This is a genomic window from Mycobacterium europaeum (assembly GCF_002102155.1).
GTDB classification, from domain to species: domain Bacteria; phylum Actinomycetota; class Actinomycetes; order Mycobacteriales; family Mycobacteriaceae; genus Mycobacterium; species Mycobacterium europaeum.
The window spans coordinates 101,909-120,715 of the sequence record NZ_LQOU01000051.1 but is presented as its reverse complement, the minus strand read 5'-3'; the positions used below and the strand labels follow the sequence as shown (position 1 = coordinate 120,715).

The following is an 18,807-nucleotide window of genomic DNA, read 5'->3' as shown; positions in this document are numbered from 1 at the left end:
CTGGTGATCGAGGTACGCGGCTTGAGGGTGCGGTTCTGTGATCAGCCGGCTCAGATCTACCTGGGGATGTTACCCCCGGCGGGTTGAATCATACAACTATTTTGTTATTTCCTTGGGGGTGACCTTGCCACTGCAGTGATAGGAGATCGACATGCCGGACAACAGTGATACCGCCGCTCCGCGTCCGCCGCACGGGGATTGGCTCGGGACTCCGTATCTCTCGTTCAAGCGGGAAGGACCAGTTGCCGTATGCACCCTGGACCGGCCGCAAGCCCGCAACGCCATGACTCCGGCGATGTACTTCGGGATCCGGTATGCCGTCAGCAGAGTCAACGCTGATCCCGGGCTGGCTGGTCTGATCATCACCGGGACCGGTGATGTGTTCGCGCCTGGGGGTGACTTGGGTCAGGGGGGCGTGGATGATTGGATGGACTTCGCGGCGAACCTGGGCATGGATGTGACGCCGTTTGACAGTCTTCGCACGTCGTCAAAACCGGTTGTGGCAGCGGTCAACGGCCTGTGTCAGGGGGGCGGTCTGCAGATCGCGATGTGCAGCGACGTGGCCGTGGTCAGCGAGCGCGCGACGTTCCGGGTACCCGAGCTGTTCCGCGGTATCGCCGACACTTACTACAGCCAGATGTTGGCGCGCATCATCGGGCCCGTCCGGACTCGGGACCTGATGCTGACTGGGCGGACACTGACCGCCCAGGAGGCGCTTGACTGGGGAATCGTCAGTCGTGTGGTTGCCCACGACGACGTGCTGCACGTCGCACATGACCTACTGGCCCAGTGCTGTCGGACTGCACCGGGCGCGCGCAGCGTGATCAAGGCGAGCTTGGACGACTACCTGGGACTATTCGACCGCATCGGAATGCAGACCAGCCTGGCGGGTGAGGAAGCGCGGGAAGGGTTTCGTGCGTTCAAGGAGAAGCGGTCACCCAGCTGGGTGCATCCCGGCCTGCGCGTCGCCGGCCGTCTGTAGGCCGACATCGGGCCGGCGCATCTGGATGCAGTTGCAGCGCAGCCAGGTCGGCGCTCGTTCGCCGACCTGGCTGCGTGTGCCGCTGGTCTACTTCGGTGTGAAACGCTGAGCGCCGTCGAGGCGCAGCACCTCGCCATTGACGTAGCCGTTGGTGAGCAGGAACACCGCCGCGTCGGCATACTCGCTGGGAGCGCCGAGTCGCCTGGGGAAGGGCACATTGGAAGCGAACTTGGCGATCGCCTCCTCGCCGACCGACTCCATGATCGGCGTCTTCATCGTTCCCGGGGCGATGGTGTTGACCCGGATACCCACCGATCCCAGGTCACGGGCCGCGGCCAGTGTTAGCCCGATGACACCGGCCTTGGCCGCGGCGTAGGCGGTTTGCCCGATCTGGCCTTCGTAGCCGGCGATCGACGCCGTCAGCACCAGCGCGCCGCGCTCTGAATCCTCGCGCGGTGCGGCCGTCGCGACCGAGGCGGCGACCAGTCGAGCGACGTTGTAGGTGCCGTTGAGGTATAGGTCGATCGTCTTGGTGAAGCCGCCGAAATCCGCTGGGCTGCCATCCCTTTGGACGATTCGTTGCGCGACTCCAAAACCACCGTGTGCCACGACCCCATAACGCAGCTGACCAAGTTGATTGGCCTGCTCGATAGCGGCCAGGATGCTGTCCTCGCTGGTGACATCGGTGCGGACGAAAACGGCGCGGTCGCCCAGCTCATCAGCCAGCGCCTTACCCTTGTCGTCGGCGAGATCGGCGATCACCACGCCCAGGCCGTCGTTGTGTAGACGCCGCACGGTCGCCTCGCCCAAACCTCCCGCGCCGCCACTGACTATGGCCGACGCGCCGTCGAATTGCTGTAGGTTCAACAGTCCTCCTTGATAACAGAACTTTTCATTGGGTTAGGTTGCCGTGCCGGCAGCTCCGCGTGGAGGCCACAGCCGCACACGGCCTTTAGAGAGCCGGCCGCGGTGTGGACGGCAGGTAGAAGTTAGGGGTCAGGTCTTCCTCGCGTGCGGCGAGACGGTACTGGGCCAGATCCTCGATACCCTCCTCGCGCAACACCTCTTCGTCTGTATAGAAGTGACCGCTGCAGTTCGCGGCGGGGCGGGTTACCAGTGCGTGCATCGCGTCGGCCATGATGCGTGGACTGCGCGCCTGCGCCCGCACGACGTCCTCGCCCATCGCCGCCATCATCCCGGTGCTGGCGACGGTGGTGGCTGGCCACAACGAATTGACGGCAATGGGAATCGACGCGAATTCCGCGGCCCAGCCCAGGGTCAGCAGGCTCTCGGCGTACTTGGCGACGGTGTGGCCGAGATGCGCGCCGACCCATGCTGGCGCCAGGTCCAGCGGCGGGGACACGTTGACGATGTGCGCGTTGTCCGAGGCTCGTAGATGCGGAAAAGCCGCCTGCACCACCGCGAACGGACCCTCAACGTTTACCGCGAGCAGACGCTCGAACATCTTTAGCGGTAGCGCGGGGGTGCGACGCAGATCGAGCGCACCCGCATTGTTCACCACGATGTCGATGGCGCCGAAGGTCTCGGCGGCCTGTGCGACAACACCGGCGACGGCCTCGGTGTCGCGCACGTCGCACATCAGGGGCAGCGCCTTACCGCCCGCCTCCTGCACCGCCTCGGCGGTTTCGGCGAGGGTACCCGCGATCTTGGGATTCGGGGTGTCCGTCTTGGCCAGTAAGACCACACTGGCCCCATCGGCAGCCGCGCGGACTGCGATGTCGCGGCCGATACCCCGGCTCGCCCCGGTGATGACGACAACACGATCCTTCAAGGTGCGCAAGCCGCCGTCGGCCACGATGCATCTCCTTCTGCCTCGGTTGAACCTTGTCCTGAAATGCTATAACTATATAGCTTATTAATGGGGCACCAGATGCGGCCGCCCCGCCGGATTGAAGCGAGGCACTATGACCCATGTCGTCTCGATCGGCACCTATCTGCCGCCATGGCAGGTCGGTGACCGCCGCGTCAAAGGGCCCGACGAGGATGCGCTGACCATGGCGGTGGCGGCCGGCCGGGCCGCCGATCCCGACGCATCGGCGCACCGGGTGATCATGGTGTCGCGCAACTTCCCGCTGCTGGAGGGCGGCAACGGTGCGGTGCTGCTGGCCGGCCTCTCGTTGCCGGCCGACACCCCGGTGGCTGAGGTCCTCGGCGGGGCGCCGGCGCTGCTGGACCAACTCGTCAGCGCCCCGGACGACACACTGGTGATCGCCGCCGACGACAACGAGGCCACGGCGGGGGCGTCGGCGGTGCTGACCGGCCCGGCCGGCACCACGCTGGCCGCCGCGGCGCGTCAGGCCCGCAGCCTGCCCATGCTGGCCCGCGTCGATGACGGTTCCCGCCACGTATATGTTGATCCCCGGCTGCAGCGCGAGGTCGGGGTGCGGGCCACGGTCGCACGCCTGGGTCTGACCGGGTCTCCCGTCGTGGCCGCGGTCGCCGGGGCAAAGGCCGGACAGCTCGGCGGAGGCTTCGACACGTCCGCCGCACTCGACGATGCAACGGTGTCGGCCGCCGCGGTCATCCGGTTGTTGGCCGACGTGATCGACAACCGCACCCCCGGCCTGCTGTTCGCCATCGAACAATCCGCGGTCAGCGTCGGCGAGCTGACGCTCGCCGACACGCCACCGCGGATCGTCCGCGACGAGGTGCCCGCCCGTGACCTGCCCAAGACACGCGTGGCAGACGGTGTGGGCATCCCGATCTCGCTACCGGCCTACGCACGTGCGTTCGAGCCGAAAATTCGCTGGGAAGCAGCGGTTTTCGACGAGCGTCCCGGAATCGACGCAGCCCCTCAGTTCCCGCCGCGGGTCCGTGTCGACGATTCCGGCGTACTGTCTGACCACTACCGGCTCGAGCCGCTGCCGCGTACCGGCACCGTCTACACTCACACCACGATCCGGATTCCGGTCCCCGACCTGCCCAGCCCGTACTCGCTGGCGGTGGTCCAGCTGGACGAAACTCCGGTGCGCGTCCTGCTCAAGGTCACCGGCGTGCCGGCGGGGGAGGCCACCATCGGGCAAGCGGGCGCGGTGGTATTGCGCAGGATCGCGACCCGTGCAGGCATCCCCGACTACGGGTACGCCTTCTGGCCGGGGCGCACCGAACGGCACACGGCACAAGGAGCCCGGGCATGAGGAACGTCGCAATTGTCGGTGCCGGGATGACCCCGTTCGCCGAACATTTCGGCCTGGGGATCAAAGACCTCGTGCCGATGGCCTATGCCGAAGCGGTGGCCCACGTCGACAAGGGCGTCACAAAGTCCGAGATCGAGGCCGCCTGGTTCGGGGAGCTGTCCACCACCGATGGATTCCCGTCCGGAATCCTCGCCGACACCCTCGATCTCACCGACATCCCCGTCACGCGTGTCGAAAATGCCTGTGCGACAGGTAATGACGCGATCCGAAACGGGACCCTGGCCATCGCCTCCGGCCTCTACGACGTCGTGCTGGTGCTTGGCGCTGACAAGGTGCGCGAGACGGCGACGAACGCGACGTTCTGGGAGTGGGCCGCGATGACCCGCGACAACGCGTGGGACTATCCACTGGGCCTTGTCGCACCGGCCAACTTCGCCTTGCACGTCACCCGTTATCTGCATGAGTCACCGGCGACCCGGGAGCACATGGCCATGGTGGCGGTCAAGAACCACTTCCACGCGCTGAACAACCCCAAAGCCCAGCTGCGCTACGAAATCACCGTTGAGCAGGCACTGGCCGCGCCCATCGTGGCCGAGCCGTTCGGACTTTATGACTGCACCCCCCAGTCCGACGGCGCCGCCGCGGTGATCCTGGCCGCCGAGGATGTCGTCGACCGCTATACCGACAGGCCGGTGTGGGTGCGTGGTGTCGGCCTGGGTATGGACCGGGTCATGCACCAGCACAAGGACGACATGACCACCTTTCCCCCGACGGTGCGGGCCGCGAAGGCGGCACTCAAGATGGCCGGTCTCACGCCCCGCGACATCGATGTCGCCGAGGTGCACGATTGCTTCACCGGTGTCGAACTGATCAGCTACGAAGACCTCGGCTTCGCTGAGCGCTTCGAGGCGTACAAGATCGTCGAGGGACGTGAGAACTACGTTGGCGGCGCGATCCCGATCAACCCCAGCGGGGGACTGAAGGCCAAGGGCCACCCGCCGGGCGCTACTGGGGTCGCCCAGTGCTACGAGCTGTTCAACCAGTTGCGTGGGGAGGCCGAGAATCAGGTCGACGGTGCGCGAATCGGGTTGGCGCACAACATCGGCGGTCCGACAGCCGTCTCGGCAGTGACGATCCTTTCCCGCGACCGGGCCTGAGCCGCCCGAGGCGATACCTGCCTGGCCGCTCAGCGGTAGGCGGTCAGCCGCGCGGTGATCGCCACCTTGTCATCGTCGCCGATCGCCCGGGCATCGCTGACCGCGGAGGTGCGGCCGATGCGCAGTGGCGTTCCGACGTATCGAGAATTGTGGCCGGCGATGAACGGGCGCAAGAAGTTCACCTGTAACGACGCGGTTCGCAGCGGATCACCCGGTTGGTCGGCGTTGATTGCCGCCGATGCGGTCAGCTCCAGGCCGGCCGCGGCGACACCACCGTGCATGATGCCGATCTCGTTGTTCAGACAGGGGTCGACACGCTGCCGCAGTACCGGGGTGCCGTCGCCGCGGCTGGCAACATCGACCGCCATCAGATCCGACAACTGTCGCGTCGACCCCCGGTATGAGTCCGCGGGACGTTCGATCCGCCGACCTTCTGCCGGGATGAAGTACGAACGAACCGCGCCGGCGCCGATGACGGTTCCGCCTAAGCTCAGCGTGCACAGTGAAAGGGTCGTGCCGCCGACGGGGCCCAGCGGGCGTGCACGGGCGAGCACTGGCTTCTCGACATCGGCCCACTCGGCTGGGCTGAGCTCCAGTGTCAGTTCCGTTGTCACCGTCCACTGATCGGTACGACGACGGTAATGGTTGGACATGCCGCCGGCGGCGTCGACCAGGATGGCCAGCAAACCCACCGCCGGCGCGCCGGTAAAGGGGTTGCGCAGGCCCGCTATCGGCATCGACATGGCGATAGCCGCATCGGCGAGATTGGCCTCGAGGAATTCGATTCCGAACCGCACCCGGATGGTGTCGGGTGTCTCGATGTCGCGCTGAACCTCTTCCTCGGTTATGCGGTTCATTCGAGAAGGTCGACGACGGTTGACAACTTGGATCCGGCGAACAGAAACTCCTCTGCCTTCATCAGATGGCGTTGCCAGAGCTCACCGGCCCTGTCCGCGTCGCCGGACTTGATCAGTTCCAGGACCATGCGATGCGTCGTGGCCGAACGGCGCAGCGCCTGCTCTGCGGCTGCGCCCTCGGTCGGCTGCAACGAGCGGTTGGCCTTTTCGATGATGTGATGCAGCATGGCGCTGACGATCTGCTGCGTCTTGTTACCCGACAAGCGCGCGATAGCGGCGTGGAAGTCGGTCATCTTGTCGATCGACTCGATACCGGGCTGCAGTCGGGATTCGTGTTCGACGATCCGCTCGAGCTCGGCGATGGCGTCGGGGTCGGCCCCATTGGCCAACGCCACCACCATGGGTGTTTCCAGGTTGGCCCGGGCATCGTAGACGTCTTTCAACGTCACGCCCTCGTACTCCAAGATCAGCCCGGCGTATCGGGCCAGCGTCTCGCGCCGTGGACGCGTGACCCGCGCGCCGCCACGCACGCCACGCTGCACCTCGATCAAGGACTCGGACTCCAGCACCCGAAACGCCTCGCGCAGCGTCGGGCGCGACACCCCGAACCGCTCCATCAGCTCCGATTCCGGGGGCAACATCGAGCCCTCGCTGATCTCACCGCGGATGAACATTCTGCGCAGCACGGTGGCCACGCGATCGGCCATCTTCGGTTCCCGAAGATTGGTGACCTCCATAATCGCCCTCCGCCTCGCTGAATCAACTAACTGTCAGTGCAGATCAACCGACTCGCCGCAGCCCGAGCGGGTGTCGGCCAGTGCGGAACCTGACCAGCGTCAGTAGCCCATCGACCGGCCCATCAGATCCTTCATGATCTCGGTGGTTCCGCCGTAGAGGCGCTGCACCCGGGAATCGCGCCACAGCCGGGCCACCTCGTATTCGTTGATGTAGCCGTAGCCCCCGTGCAATTGCAGGCAACGGTCGATGATCTCCCACTGCACCTCGGTGGTCCACCACTTCAGGCCTGCGGCGTCCTCGGCCGTCAGTTCGCCCTCGTTCAGCGCCAGGACACACTGGTCGAGGTAGGTTTGCGCGGCGTCCAGCTTGGTCTGCATCTCGGCCAGGAAGTGGCGGTTCACCTGGAACTTGCCGACGGGCTGACCGAACGCGGTGCGCTCGAGTGCGTAGGTCTTCGTCAGCTGCAACGCGCGCCGGGCCATCGGCAGGCCATAGCAGGCGATGCCCAGCCGCTCGCTCGGGAGGTGCGAAAGGAGGTGGTAGAAGCCGCGGTTGAGCTCGCCGACGAGGTTCTCCTTGGGGACACGGACGTTGTCGAAGAACAGCTCGGCGGTGTCGGCGGACCATTGGCCGATCTTGTCGAGCTTGCGGCCGCGGGTGAAGCCCTCCATGCCGTCCTCGATCATCAGCAGGCTGATGCCTTTGCGGCCCGCCGACGGCTCGGTCTTGACGGCGGTCAGCACGAGCTTGGACAGCAGCCCGTTGCTGATGAACGTTTTCTGGCCGTTGACCACCCAGTGGTCGCCGGCATCCGTCGCGGTGGTCTTGATGCCCGCCAGGTCGGAACCGGCGGCTGGCTCTGACATTGCGATCGAGCCGATGTACTCACCGGAGATGAACTTGGGCAGCCAGCGCTCTTTCTGCTCCTCTGTCGTGAGGTCGTCGAGATACGGCACCAGGATGTCGTTTTGCACGCCCAGACCGATGCCCACCGAACCGGTGGCCATCATCTCCTCGGAGAGAATCTGGTTGAAACGGTAATCGGTGAGTCCCATGCCGCCGAAGCGCTCCGGCAGCGCCCAGCCGATCAAGCCATGCTCACCGGCGGCGCGCCATGCCTCGCGGCTGACCTTGCCTTCGCGTTCCCATTTCTCGCTGTAGGGCGCGCATTCACGTTCGAAGAACGCGCGTGCGGTGGCGCGAAATTCGTTGTGGACGTCGTCGAAAATATTGCGGCGCATGTGGTTTCCTTCCTCAGCTGCAGGCGACGAGCACAGGCAAGGGGCGGGTCGGGGGATGCATCTCGAATAGTCGCTCGTCGAGCAGGTCTTCCAGCTGAAGGTGGGATTCGCGCAGCGCGTCAACCTGGAACCCTCGCGCGGTGTAACGGTTCAGCTCGTGCTCGGCGGTCAGGGCGATCGCACCGCACACCTGCAGGGCCGCCTCGCTGACGACGCGGTGCGCCCGCCCGGCCGTAGCCTTGGCGGCCTGCGCTGACAACCGCGCACTGAAGCGCCACGAGGTGCTCAGTGGGACGTCCGACCTGTAGTCACGGTGACGGCTGGCGGCATCGGCAGGGGCGGTCAACCGGGACCCCCTTCGTGACGTCGCGGACAACCCGTCGGCTAATCCGCTAAACAATTATCTATAAATGAGTACAATAAACCACGCCGACAGTCCAGCGAGAGGAAGCTCTGATGACGGCTTCGCCAGTCGCCGCAACCACCGTCCAGTTCAACCCCGAATCGCGCCTGTACATCGATGGTTGCCTGCGCGAATCCTCGACGGGCAACACCGTCGACAACCTCAATCCCGCGACCGAAGAGCTGTTGGGCGTGGCGACAGACGCCAGCGCCCAGGATATGGACGAGGCGATCGCAGCGGCCCGTCGGGTCTTCGACACCACGACCTGGTCCACCGACCGCGCGTTCCGGCAGCACTGCCTCATGCAGTTGCACGAGGCGCTGCAACAGGAGAAGGAGGAGATGCGCGCCGAGCTGGTGGCCGAGGCGGGCTCTCCGCTGGGCATGACCTACATCGCGCAGTTGGACTGGCCGTTGGCCGAGGCGATCCGCTGGCCCGCGCAGTACATCTCCGAATTCCCTTGGGAGCGCCAGCTCGAGGAGGCCGCCCTGATGGGCGTGCCCTACAACCGCGTCGTGGTCAAGGAGCCGATGGGTGTGGTCGGCGCCATCACGCCGTGGAACTTCCCCGTCGAGATCATCAGCAACAAGGTCGGCCAGATCCTGGCCACCGGCAACACGATGGTGCTCAAGCCCGCGATGGAAACACCGTGGAGCGCGCTGCGCTGGGGCCGCATCATCGCCGAAAAGACCGATATCCCGGCCGGTGTGGTCAACATCGTGCCCGCGTCGGACAACGACATCGCCCAGCGCCTGCTGACCGATCCGCGAGTCGACATGATCTCCTTCACCGGCTCGACCGCGGTCGGTGAACTGATCGGTCGGCTGACCGCGGCGACCATGAAGCGCAACCTGATGGAACTCGGTGGCAAGTCGGCCTATCTGCTGCTCGACGACGCCAATCTGGCCGAGACCGTCCCAGGATGTATCGGCGCGCTGATGCACTCGGGCCAAGGCTGCGCGCTGACCACCCGGATGTTGGTGCCCAGATCGCATTATGACCAGGCCGTCGAACTGGCCACCGCGGCCTTTGCCGGGGTCACCATTGGCGACCCGAGCGACCCGGCCAACTTCTGCGGCCCGCTGGTGTCGGCCAAACAGCGCGACCGGGTGATGGACTACATCCGGGTCGCCAAGGAACAAGGCGCCCGGGTGACCGTGGGCGGTGGCAAGCCCGAGGGGCTGGACCGCGGCTACTTCGTTGCGCCGACAGTTCTCGCCGACGTCGCACCCGAGCACCGGGTCTTTCAGGAGGAGATCTTCGGTCCCGTAATCACGATCACCCCGTACGACGGTGGTGACGACGGCGCCGTGGAGATGGCGAACAACTCCATCTACGGGCTGGCGGGCACCGTTCTCGGGTCCGCCGAGCGGGCGATGGCCATCGCGCGGCGCATCCGTACCGGATCGGTGAATGTCAACGGTGCCATCTTCTACGGCCCCGACGCACCATTCGGCGGCTACAAGATGAGCGGCATCGGCCGGCAGAACGGTTTCGAGGGCTTCGAGCAGCACCTGCAGACCAAGGTCATCGCGTACTGAGCCCGTCAGCAAAACGAAGGAAGCAATGACAGACATCCTCAACGGAATCCGTGTCGTCGAGTTGGCGGCGTGGACATTCGTGCCCGCGGCCGGAGCCGTGCTCGCCGACTGGGGCGCCGACGTCATCAAGGTTGAGCACCCCGAGACCGGCGACCCGCAGCGCGGCCTGGTCAGTTCCGGCATCGTCACCGGCGCCGGGGGAGTGAACCATTTCGTCGAGCAGCCCAACCGGGGGAAACGCAGTATCGGGCTGGACACCTCCAGTCCCGAGGGGCTGGAGGTGTTGATGAAGCTGCTCGAGACCGCCGACGTCTTCGTTACCAACCTGCTGCCGGACTCCCGGCAGCGGATGGGCATCGACGTCGAGCAGGTCCGTGCCCGCAACCCCAGGATCATCTATGCTCGCGGTCACGGCTACGGCACCAAGGGAGACCTGGCCTCCCAGGGTGGTTTTGATCTGGCCGCTTATTGGGCGCGAGGGGGAATCGGCGAGGCGTACGCCGCCGGCGACGGCTCCTACCCACCGATTCAGCGGCCGGCGTTCGGCGACTCCTACGGTGGTCTGGCCATCGCGGGTGGTATCGCGGCGGCCCTGGTCAAACGTGAGCGCACCGGCGAGCCCTCGGTGGTGGACGTCTCGCTGCTCAATGCGGCGATCTGGCAACTCGGGCCCGACATCGTCGGGGCCGGGGTGACCGGGCAGGACATTCCTAAGTTCAATCTCGACGAGATGCCCAATCCGGTGGCCAGCATCTACAAGACCCGGGACGGCCGGTTCATCGCCTTCGTGCTGCTGCAGGCGGATCGGTTCTGGGCCGATTTCTGCACCCGCCTGGGCCGGTCGGACCTGATCGACGATGAGCGCTTCGCGAATGCGATGGTGCGCTTCGGCAACCGCACCGAGTGCATCGCCGAACTGCGTTCGGCGTTTGAGTCCCGGGACCTCGCCCACTGGGAGAAGGCATTCGCCGGGTTCGACGGGGTGTGGGACATCATGCGTACCGCCCACGAGGTGCACAGTGATCCACAGGCGATCGTCAACGGGTATCTACCGCGGGTCACCGACGCCAACGACAACGAATTCGCCTTGGCGGCCAGCCCGGTTCAGTTCGACGGGGCGCCGCTTGACCTGACCTGCGCGCCGGGGCACGGTGAACAAACCGACGCGTTGTTGGCCGAACTGGGGTTCAGTGAGGACGAGATCATCGATTTGAAGATCAACTCGGTGGTGCTGTAGGCATGCCGGTATCTGACGACCTGGCGCGGCGGTTCCTGCACGTCAACCTCAACAGCGCGTCGCTAGACGCCAGCGAGGCGCTCTACGCCCAACAGCTGGGCTTGTCCGCGCGGATGCGGACCGACCCCGAAGCGCCCACCGACGGCAGAATCCTCGGACTCGACGGCGAAAGTTACTGCGCCACTTCGTTTCTGTATGACGCCCGCGGCGGCCGCCGCGGCTGCGCCCTGGAGGTCATCGAGTGGCACTCGCCGGCCCTGAAATGCGACCTGAGCACCGACCCGCTCCGCCCGGGCATCCGGTCGGCGCTGATGACGGTCAGCGACCTGGCCGCTACGGTGAGGATGCTGCGTGAGCGCAGTGTGGTGGTCAGCGACCCGGTCGACGGCCTGATCTCCGGTAGCAAGTCGGTGCTGGTGCTCGACCCCGACGGTGTGGTGATCGAGCTGGCCGAGGCCCCCGGTGACGCCCCCGCGTCGGCGGGGGCGCTGTTGAGCGGGATACGCATCGCGGCCATCGACGCGAGCAAGACCGCGGAGTTCTTGACCTCTCTCGGCTTCGCCGTGGTGCAGGCGCCGACGGGCAGGACCATCACCGGCGACCAGCTTTCACCCGGCGGGTCATCCGAACCCGTCGAGTGCGTCGTCGCCCAGCTCGCCCTGCCCGAGGACGGCCACCAATTCAGCCTCACGGTGGTCGAGCACCCCGGCAGCGCCGATCTGCCTCCGGTGCCCTGGGGCGGCAACCACCAAGGCCTCTACCGGTGCGCGCTGCGGGTGGAGAACGTCGAAAAAGCACTGGCAGCGCTGCCTGATTCCATCGAGCCGCAAGGTAACCCGGTGTGGTGTCCGCTGCCGGGCACCAAGATCGAGGGCCTCTACATTGCGTTTCTGCGCTCACCCGACGGGGTGGTCTTCGAGTTCGTCGAGCGCCCGCTCAAGTACTTCCAGCGCTAATTCGCCGGTTCAGGCTCCGAACAGCTCGCCGATGAGCTTGCGCCGCCGCGCCCAATCGGTGCCGCGCAGATCGGCGTGGCCCGACTCGGTGACGATCACGTCGACGTCGTAGGCCGGTGTCGATACCGGGCGGCTGAGCCGCTCCACAAGCGGTGAGCGGCCGCCGAAGGCCGACGGCACCGCGATGACCGACAATCCATGACGACTCATCGCGGCTGCGGCACAGTAGTCCGGATGTCCACCGATGCCGCCCACCACGTTGTCGCCGATGCCTTCGACATTCACCTGACCGACCGGATCGATTTCGATGGCCGTGTTGACCGCGATCAGCGGTGCGCCGTCGCGCAGCCGGGTGAAGTCGTGCGTATAGGAGATGCCATGCAGGATCGGTCGACCATCAGCCCAGTCGAACAGCCGGTCACCGCCGAGCAAGTAGGTGGCCGACGGCGTCCCGGCCAGCAGACCACGGTCGTCGAGGTCGACCACGGCGTCGGTGAGCAGGCCGGTATCGATCCGCAACGGCCACGACGCTCGCCGAAGCAGGGCGGTGCCCAGCTGGCCCGGACCGTACTGCAGCCGGGCGCCCTCGGGGACGAAGCGCAGCACGGCGTCGGCAAGCTGGTCGTGCACCGGGTCGGGCTCCTTGTGCGGGAACCGGATTGGGCCGTCGTCGCTGCGGGCGACGACCGTCACCGCCGCCCGGCTCAGCGGCGGACCGGCGTCGGCCTTCGGCGCGTTGCTGTCGAGGATCGCCAGTACCGGAACCCCCGAATCCACCAGTTCGCGCTGCCAGGACACCTCGGTGCCGAAGTGCAGCGCACCGCCGCGCTCGACGAGCCTGGTGACGAGCACATCGGGTCGCAACGCACCGGCCAGCAGCGCGGGAACAGCCGCCAGCCTGGTTGGCACGAACCGCGCGTTGGGGGCGCCCAGCACCCGGCGCATGCCCCAGCCCGGCATCAGTGCAACGATCTCACCGAACGCCTCGGGCTCTAGACCCTCGAGCGGTGTCGGCAGCCACGCCAGCACCAGCCCAAGATCGCCAACGTCGCGGGCCACCTTTGACAGCACGGTGCCGATCGCGTCACCGGACTCCAGCGTGCGAACCTGGCCGACGCCGTCCCCGAGCACCACGCGGCTTCCGGCCCGCAGTACCGACCGCAGCGCCGATTCGAGACCTTTCGGGCCGACTGTGCTCAGCACCGGGCTTTCGGAAGGAGGTGGGGTCATTTCCCGTCCAGGTAGGCGTCGTACTCACCGCGGACGGATTCCATGGCGTTGAGACGCCGGGCCACCAACATGATCTCCGCGTCGTTGGCGGGATCGTCGGACCGCAGCTGATCCAGCCGGCGCCGGGTGCGCTCGATCTCGGCAACCAATCGCCCTCTGGCCTCGTCCTTGGTGAGCAGGTCCTGGTCGGCCCAGTCGTCGACGGGCAACTGCTTGATGCGCTCGAAATCTGCCACGCTGATCACCCTTTCGGGGGTACCCAGTGGTCGGCACGCGGACCCACCCTGGGGCCGGTTCCCGTTGTGCTGGTGCCGTCGACGGTCAGGCCGCCTTGGGGAAGTTGTAGAAGCCCCGGGCGTTGAGTTCCACGATCTTGTGGGCTTCATCGTCGGGCACGTTCTCCAACGCCTGGGCGGCACGTTCGCGGCTCTGCGGCCAGAACGAGTCCGAGTGCGGGTAGTCACACTCCCAGGTGATCTGTTCGATGCCGATCTTGTCGCGGACCTCCATACCGAAGTCATCCTCGATGAAGCAGCCATGGAAGTGCTTCTTCCACAAGTAGCTTGGCGGATGGTCCTGGTTGACGTTGTTGTAGAAACGATGCTTGCGCCATACGCTGTCGGCGCGCTCCAAGATGTAGGGAATCCAGCCGACGCCGCCCTCGCTCAAGCCGATCTTCAGCTTGGGGTGCCGGTAGAGGGTGTGGCTGAACAACCAGTCGGTCAGCGCGGTCATCGACATGGTGCCCATCAAGGTGACGAACACCGCGAACGGGGCGTCCGGCGCGATCGGCGGCGGGAAGCCGCCGGAACCGAAGTGCTGGGCCAGCACCATGCCGGTCTCCTCCATCGCCGACAGCAGCGGATCCCAGTGATCGGAATGCACCGAGGGCAGACCCAGCTTGTCCGGCAGGTCGGGGAACGTCACGCACTTGGCGCCCTTGCCGGCGACGCGGTGGACCTCCTTCACGCTCGCCTCGATGTCCCAGAACGGCAGCATCGCGACGGGGACGAATCGGTCGGGCGCAGTGGCGGCCCACTCATCGAGGTGGAAATCGTTCCACGCCTTGGAGCACAACACCGCCAGTTCCTTGTCCTCGCCCTCGGCGAAGACCGCACCGGCGAATCGCGGGAACGACGGGAAACACGTCATCGCCTGCACGCCGTCGATGTCCATGTCGGCGACCCGGGCCTTGGGGTCGTAGCAGCCGGGGATCATGTCGTCGTAGCGCACCGGCTCGATGCCGTACTCCTCGGGCTTCTTGCCCGCCACCGCGTTGAGCCCGATGTAGGGGTATATACGCCCCTCGTAATCCCAGACCTGACACATCTGTCCGGTGTCGGGGCGTTCCCACTCGATGATCTTCGGCCCGGCCTCCACGTACTTGGTAGGGAGTCGGTCGCTCCAGACCTTCGGGTGTTCGATCAGGTGATCGTCGACGGAGATCAACTCCATCCAGGGCTGCAACGGCATCAATGTCTCCTTGGGCGGGTGAACGTCACACAGCCGTGAAACGTCAAAACATTTAGTTATTTAGCTGCGATGGTAGTCACCGCATCGCCTGCCAGCAAGCAAATCGGGCTATCGCGGCGGGCAGCCGGTTCGGTCGGGCCCGTGGTGCGCAATTTGCCGTGCCAGTTCGGCTTTGGCCACCTTGCCCAGGCCGGTCATCGGGAAGTCGTCGACGATTACCAGACGCTCGGGCCACTTCTGCTTCATCAGGCCGCGCTCGTCGAGGAAGATGCACAATTCGTCGAGCGTCGGATCCCGGTGCCGCGGTGATCGGCGCACCACGGCGCAGACCAGCTCGCCGCGTAACTCATCGGCCACCCCGACCACGGCGACTTCGTCGACCCTGGGGTGGCGCAGCAGTTCGCTCTCGATCTCGGCGGGCGCGATGTTCTCGCCTTTGCGGATGATGAGTTCCTTGGTGCGGCCGGTAACGACGATGTGGTCGTCGGGCCGTAGCAGCCCGCGGTCGCCGGTTCGGAACCACCCGTCGTCGGTGAGCGCGGCGGCCCACTGCTGCTCGTCGCGGTAGCCCCGGGTCATGTTGGCCCCGCATAGCTCGATCTGACCCTCGGTGTCCGGCGGCAGCACGGTCCGGGTGCCGTCGGGTTCATAGCGCACGATGCGGATCTGGGAGCCGGGGATCGCCGAGCCGCTGGTCTGGATCTGCTGCTCGGTGGTGTCGTCGACGCGGCCGACGCAGATCATCGCCGCCTCGGTCATGCCGTAGGCGTGCACGACGGGAACACCAAGATGTTGGCGGACCCGCCGGTGTAACTCGGGTGGGCATGGGGCGCCGCCGCCGATCAGCATGCGCAGGCTGGGCATGAGCGGTTCGGCAGCGCCGCTGCCGAGCTGCGCCGATACCAGCATCTGATAGACGGCGCTGCCTCCGCCCGCGACTGTGACGTTGTGTTCGGCGAGCAGCCCGGGCAGCTGTTCAGGTGTGAACCTGGGGACCATGAGCAACGGGTATCCCGCCAGCAGGGCACACGACAAATACACCATCCCGCCGATGTGGGCGATCGGAAAGCAGATCGTGCCGGTCTCAGCCGGGTGGCTGCCCAGGCCGAGGTACTCGGTGAATCCCTTTGCGGCCGAGAGCAATGTCGTGTCGCTGTGCACCACACCCTTGGGGCTGCCGGTGGTGCCGGAAGTGAAATAGATCCACCGCGGCTCGGCTGCGTCGTGGTTGGCCGGGGCAAGCTCTGGGCGTGCGGTCTGGTGCAGACCGCGGAGCATGCCGACGAACCCGTCGGGGACGGTGATCACATGCATGCCGGCGGGGGCGTTGGCGGCAGTGGAGCCGTCAACGACGAGCACGTCGGCATCGCCGACCTCGATCGCTTGCGCCACCTCGCGGCTGCGGTAGATGTGGATGATGGGAGCCTGGTTGACCGCGGACCGGGCCAGCGCCAGCATCAGCAGTGCGGCCGGGACGGTCGAGGGCAGTTGCCAGGCCACCGTCATACCCGGTCGCACTCCCTGATCGTGCAGCCATCTGGTCGCTGCCAGCGACAGCAACGCGACCTCTCCGGCGGTGAGCGCGTTGCCGTCGACATCAAGCAGTAGGGGCTGGGCGGGCCGGGCCGCCGCGGCGTCATCGAGCAGACCGGCGATGGTGCGGGCGCTCACCGACATGTCCTTGGGTTCACCGGATGCACTAGGAATTCCTGACGAAATCGGTCACCGTGGTGGCTAATTCGTCGGGTTGGTCCAGCATCACGTAGGTCGAGCTGTCCTCGATGGTGCGCAGTTGGCCGTTCGGGAAGGCCTCGGCCAGCCGCTGCGCATGTGTCAGGGGGAACATCTTGTCCTGGGATCCCCACGCCATCAGCGCCGGCTTGTTCCACTCGGCGATGGCGCCGGTCGCAGCGAGTGTGTAGCGCGGGTTGAGGTCGGCGCTGAACCGGACCGCTTCTCGGCGGACCGCAGATGAGGTCATAAACCCGCCGAAGATGGCGGGCTGGCGCTCGGCGGGGATGCCGTGCCGAGTGACCGCCGAGGCGAAGAACGACCGGCCCGGGCCGGTCGCCAGCGCCCGCATCACCACGGCGCCGGCGCGGGCGCTCGAACCGCACAACTTCACGATCGGCGCGAACGATTTCGGCGGAAAGTGTTCATAGCTGTCGCAATTGGTGAACACCAGTCGCGACACCCGGCCGAAGTCCAGTGCCGTGTCGCCCAGCGCGGCCAGCACGATGCCCCCGCCGGTGTCATTGGCGATCAACGTGACGTCGCGCAAGTCGAGCACCTCCAGCAGACCCACGATCCGTCGTCCCGCGGCCGCCACCCCCAGGTTCGGGGCGCCGACGGGCGCAGACTGTGCGCCGAACGGCCAGCTCGGCGCGACACACCGGAAGCCGGCGGACAGCCGAGCGATGACGTCGTCCCACAGCGAGCCGGTCACGTAGGCGCCGTGGACGAAGACCAGCGTTGGGCCGGAACCGCTTTCGGTGTAGCGGATATCGACGTCGTCGACGGTGACCGAACCGTCTTTGGACATCCGGGCCCGCGCCTACTTGCTGAGGATGGCGACGGCGGCCGTGCCGGGTGCCCCGTACAGCTGGGCCAGGGCCACCTGGGGGTCGTTGGGCACCTGGCGTTCGCCGGCGGTCCCCCGTAGTTGATGGACGAGTTCGTAGATCTGCCGCAGGCCCGACGCGCCGACCGGCTCACCGTTGGCCAGCAGCCCGCCGTCGGTGTTGATCGGGATGCGGCCGCCGATCTCGGTGGCGCCATCGGCCAGCAGTGCCTCTTGTTCGCCGTCCTTGCACAGCATGGTCTCGGCCATGTGAATGATCTCCGACCCGGAGTCGGTGTCCTGCAACTGCGCGACGTCGATGTCTTCGGGTCCGATCCCGGCCTGTTCGTAGGCGGCCTTGGCCGCCTCGGCGGTGGTTCCGGGCACTATCGGCAGCTCGATCGAGGTGCGCAGCAGCTCGTAGGCACCCTCGCGGCGACTGCGCAGCGCTGAGGCGCGCAGATAGATCGGGGTGTCGGTGTACTGCTTTGCCTTATCGGCGCGGCAGACCACCACGGCCGCCGCGCCCTCGTTCGGATTGCAGTACATGTACTGGCGCAGCGGGGCGTTCACCACCGGTGAGTCCAGGATCGCCTCGACGCTCATCGCCTTGCGGCGCCACGCGTGCGGCGCCAGGGCGCCGTTGGCGAAGTTCTTGGCCGCAACCCGGGCCAGCGTCTGTTCGCTGATGTCGTGGTCGTGCATGTAGCGCATGATCTTCGTGCCGAAGTAATGGGTCGTCAAGAACATGCCCTGGTCGCCGTACCACTGCGGCAGGCCGGACACTGACGGGTCGGCACCGAATGCGCCGCGGGGGTGCTTGTCCAGCCCCACACCGACGGCGATCTCCGCCTCGCCGGCCAACACATCACGCGCAGCCAGCGTCAACAACGAGTTGCCGGTGGCGCATCCGCTCAGGGTGGCGCGCGCGGGTAAGCCGGTCATGCCCACGATTCCGGTGACGGCCTCGGGGTTCGCCACCTCCAGGCTGCCGGCGTAGAGGCTGTCCACGTCGGTCCAATGGATTCCCGCATCCTTGACCGCCCGGTTGATTGCCACCGCTCCCAACTCCAGCGCGGAGCGATCTGCGTACCGACCGAAGGGGTGGATTCCGACGCCGATGATGGCGATGTCAGGGCTGCTCATGGGGCTCCTTTCGGGCACTGCGGGGCGAAGGCGGCATTGCCGACCGGCGTCCGGCATTCCTCGCTGCGGCGCTAAGTCTATAACTATATATCGGATTAGAGAGGATCTTTGCGGCCTCAGGGGGCCAC

17 protein-coding genes and 1 pseudogene are annotated in these 18,807 nt (G+C 66.3%); 6 read left to right on the top strand and 12 right to left on the bottom strand.

What is annotated here, in order from left to right:
• The first annotated feature begins 151 nt into the window (after positions 1-151).
• The gene (locus tag AWC03_RS22455; protein WP_085242899.1) at positions 152-982 is read left to right on the top strand and encodes an enoyl-CoA hydratase/isomerase family protein; all 831 of its coding nucleotides are present in this window, start codon (positions 152-154) and stop codon (positions 980-982) included.
• A gap of 87 nt (positions 983-1,069) precedes the next feature.
• Here the strand turns inward: AWC03_RS22455 and AWC03_RS22450 are convergent, their stop codons facing one another.
• Positions 1,070-1,849: an SDR family oxidoreductase gene (locus AWC03_RS22450; protein WP_085242898.1), complete on the bottom strand. Its 780-nt coding sequence runs from the start codon at positions 1,847-1,849 to the stop codon at positions 1,070-1,072.
• 85 nt (positions 1,850-1,934) lie between these two features.
• Entirely contained in the window at positions 1,935-2,798 is an 864-nt protein-coding gene (locus tag AWC03_RS22445; RefSeq protein ID WP_244275327.1) for an SDR family oxidoreductase, read from the bottom strand.
• A gap of 109 nt (positions 2,799-2,907) precedes the next feature.
• On the opposite strand from AWC03_RS22445, the gene AWC03_RS22440 reads away from it, so the two are divergent.
• Positions 2,908-4,140 carry a Zn-ribbon domain-containing OB-fold protein gene (locus AWC03_RS22440; protein ID WP_085242897.1) on the top strand — a complete coding sequence of 411 codons (1,233 nt, stop codon included), beginning with the start codon at positions 2,908-2,910 and terminating at the stop codon, positions 4,138-4,140.
• Positions 4,137-5,297 (top strand): thiolase C-terminal domain-containing protein, encoded by a 1,161-nt coding sequence (locus AWC03_RS22435; RefSeq protein WP_085242896.1) that lies wholly within the window; start codon positions 4,137-4,139, stop codon positions 5,295-5,297. Before AWC03_RS22440 ends, AWC03_RS22435 begins: the two co-directional genes overlap by 4 nt.
• Before the next feature lie 29 nt (positions 5,298-5,326).
• On the opposite strand, the gene AWC03_RS22430 is transcribed toward AWC03_RS22435, so the two are convergent.
• From AWC03_RS22430 to AWC03_RS22415, 4 genes and pseudogenes are all read right to left on the bottom strand, one after another.
• Positions 5,327-6,154 (bottom strand): PaaI family thioesterase, encoded by an 828-nt coding sequence (locus tag AWC03_RS22430; RefSeq protein WP_085242895.1) that lies wholly within the window; start codon positions 6,152-6,154, stop codon positions 5,327-5,329.
• Positions 6,151-6,891 carry a FadR/GntR family transcriptional regulator gene (locus tag AWC03_RS22425; RefSeq protein ID WP_085242894.1) on the bottom strand — a complete coding sequence of 247 codons (741 nt, stop codon included), beginning with the start codon at positions 6,889-6,891 and terminating at the stop codon, positions 6,151-6,153. Before AWC03_RS22425 ends, AWC03_RS22430 begins: the two co-directional genes overlap by 4 nt.
• Positions 6,892-6,990: 99 nt before the next feature.
• Complete coding sequence (locus tag AWC03_RS22420; protein ID WP_085242893.1) at positions 6,991-8,133, bottom strand: acyl-CoA dehydrogenase family protein; 1,143 nt, start codon at positions 8,131-8,133, stop codon at positions 6,991-6,993.
• Positions 8,134-8,146: 13 nt separating this feature from the next.
• Positions 8,147-8,422 (bottom strand): annotated as a pseudogene (locus AWC03_RS22415) (acyl-CoA dehydrogenase family protein); the annotation flags it as partial.
• Between the two features lie 167 nt (positions 8,423-8,589).
• Between AWC03_RS22415 and AWC03_RS22410 the strand changes: the two are divergent.
• The 3 genes from AWC03_RS22410 to AWC03_RS22400 are packed head-to-tail and all read left to right on the top strand — an operon-like array spanning position 8,590 to position 12,270.
• The gene (locus tag AWC03_RS22410) at positions 8,590-10,077 is read left to right on the top strand and encodes an aldehyde dehydrogenase family protein (RefSeq protein ID WP_085242891.1); all 1,488 of its coding nucleotides are present in this window, start codon (positions 8,590-8,592) and stop codon (positions 10,075-10,077) included.
• A gap of 25 nt (positions 10,078-10,102) precedes the next feature.
• Complete coding sequence (locus tag AWC03_RS22405; protein ID WP_085242890.1) at positions 10,103-11,314, top strand: CaiB/BaiF CoA transferase family protein; 1,212 nt, start codon at positions 10,103-10,105, stop codon at positions 11,312-11,314.
• 2 nt (positions 11,315-11,316) lie between these two features.
• Entirely contained in the window at positions 11,317-12,270 is a 954-nt protein-coding gene (locus AWC03_RS22400; RefSeq protein WP_085242889.1) for a VOC family protein, read from the top strand.
• A gap of 9 nt (positions 12,271-12,279) precedes the next feature.
• Here the strand turns inward: AWC03_RS22400 and AWC03_RS22395 are convergent, their stop codons facing one another.
• From AWC03_RS22395 to AWC03_RS22370, 6 genes are all read right to left on the bottom strand, one after another.
• Positions 12,280-13,500: an acetyl-CoA hydrolase/transferase C-terminal domain-containing protein gene (locus AWC03_RS22395; protein WP_085242888.1), complete on the bottom strand. Its 1,221-nt coding sequence runs from the start codon at positions 13,498-13,500 to the stop codon at positions 12,280-12,282.
• Complete coding sequence (locus tag AWC03_RS22390; protein WP_142278479.1) at positions 13,497-13,736, bottom strand: hypothetical protein; 240 nt, start codon at positions 13,734-13,736, stop codon at positions 13,497-13,499. The genes AWC03_RS22395 and AWC03_RS22390 overlap by 4 nt, the downstream gene beginning before the upstream one ends.
• 85 nt (positions 13,737-13,821) lie before the next feature.
• Complete coding sequence (locus AWC03_RS22385; protein ID WP_142278478.1) at positions 13,822-14,973, bottom strand: amidohydrolase family protein; 1,152 nt, start codon at positions 14,971-14,973, stop codon at positions 13,822-13,824.
• 108 nt (positions 14,974-15,081) lie between these two features.
• The gene (locus AWC03_RS22380; protein ID WP_211279270.1) at positions 15,082-16,644 is read right to left on the bottom strand and encodes a class I adenylate-forming enzyme family protein; all 1,563 of its coding nucleotides are present in this window, start codon (positions 16,642-16,644) and stop codon (positions 15,082-15,084) included.
• A 28-nt stretch (positions 16,645-16,672) separates the two neighbouring features.
• Complete coding sequence (locus AWC03_RS22375; RefSeq protein ID WP_085242885.1) at positions 16,673-17,515, bottom strand: alpha/beta fold hydrolase; 843 nt, start codon at positions 17,513-17,515, stop codon at positions 16,673-16,675.
• A 12-nt stretch (positions 17,516-17,527) separates the two neighbouring features.
• Positions 17,528-18,679 (bottom strand): thiolase family protein, encoded by a 1,152-nt coding sequence (locus AWC03_RS22370; RefSeq protein ID WP_085242884.1) that lies wholly within the window; start codon positions 18,677-18,679, stop codon positions 17,528-17,530.
• Positions 18,680-18,807 lie beyond the last annotated feature (128 nt).

Excerpts from the sequence above, each read along its gene's own strand:
- AWC03_RS22375 (WP_085242885.1), bottom strand. The coding sequence starts at position 17,515 with ATGTCCAAAGACGGTTCGGTCACCGTCGACGACGTCGATATCCGCTAC.
- AWC03_RS22455 (WP_085242899.1), top strand. The coding sequence starts at position 152 with ATGCCGGACAACAGTGATACCGCCGCTCCGCGTCCGCCGCACGGGGAT.
- AWC03_RS22425 (WP_085242894.1), bottom strand. The coding sequence starts at position 6,891 with ATGGAGGTCACCAATCTTCGGGAACCGAAGATGGCCGATCGCGTGGCC.
- AWC03_RS22400 (WP_085242889.1), top strand. The coding sequence starts at position 11,317 with ATGCCGGTATCTGACGACCTGGCGCGGCGGTTCCTGCACGTCAACCTC.
- AWC03_RS22370 (WP_085242884.1), bottom strand. The coding sequence starts at position 18,679 with ATGAGCAGCCCTGACATCGCCATCATCGGCGTCGGAATCCACCCCTTC.
- AWC03_RS22405 (WP_085242890.1), top strand. The coding sequence starts at position 10,103 with ATGACAGACATCCTCAACGGAATCCGTGTCGTCGAGTTGGCGGCGTGG.
- AWC03_RS22395 (WP_085242888.1), bottom strand. The coding sequence starts at position 13,500 with ATGACCCCACCTCCTTCCGAAAGCCCGGTGCTGAGCACAGTCGGCCCG.
- AWC03_RS22435 (WP_085242896.1), top strand. The coding sequence starts at position 4,137 with ATGAGGAACGTCGCAATTGTCGGTGCCGGGATGACCCCGTTCGCCGAA.
- AWC03_RS22410 (WP_085242891.1), top strand. The coding sequence starts at position 8,590 with ATGACGGCTTCGCCAGTCGCCGCAACCACCGTCCAGTTCAACCCCGAA.
- AWC03_RS22430 (WP_085242895.1), bottom strand. The coding sequence starts at position 6,154 with ATGAACCGCATAACCGAGGAAGAGGTTCAGCGCGACATCGAGACACCC.
- AWC03_RS22385 (WP_142278478.1), bottom strand. The coding sequence starts at position 14,973 with ATGCCGTTGCAGCCCTGGATGGAGTTGATCTCCGTCGACGATCACCTG.
- AWC03_RS22420 (WP_085242893.1), bottom strand. The coding sequence starts at position 8,133 with ATGCGCCGCAATATTTTCGACGACGTCCACAACGAATTTCGCGCCACC.
- AWC03_RS22440 (WP_085242897.1), top strand. The coding sequence starts at position 2,908 with ATGACCCATGTCGTCTCGATCGGCACCTATCTGCCGCCATGGCAGGTC.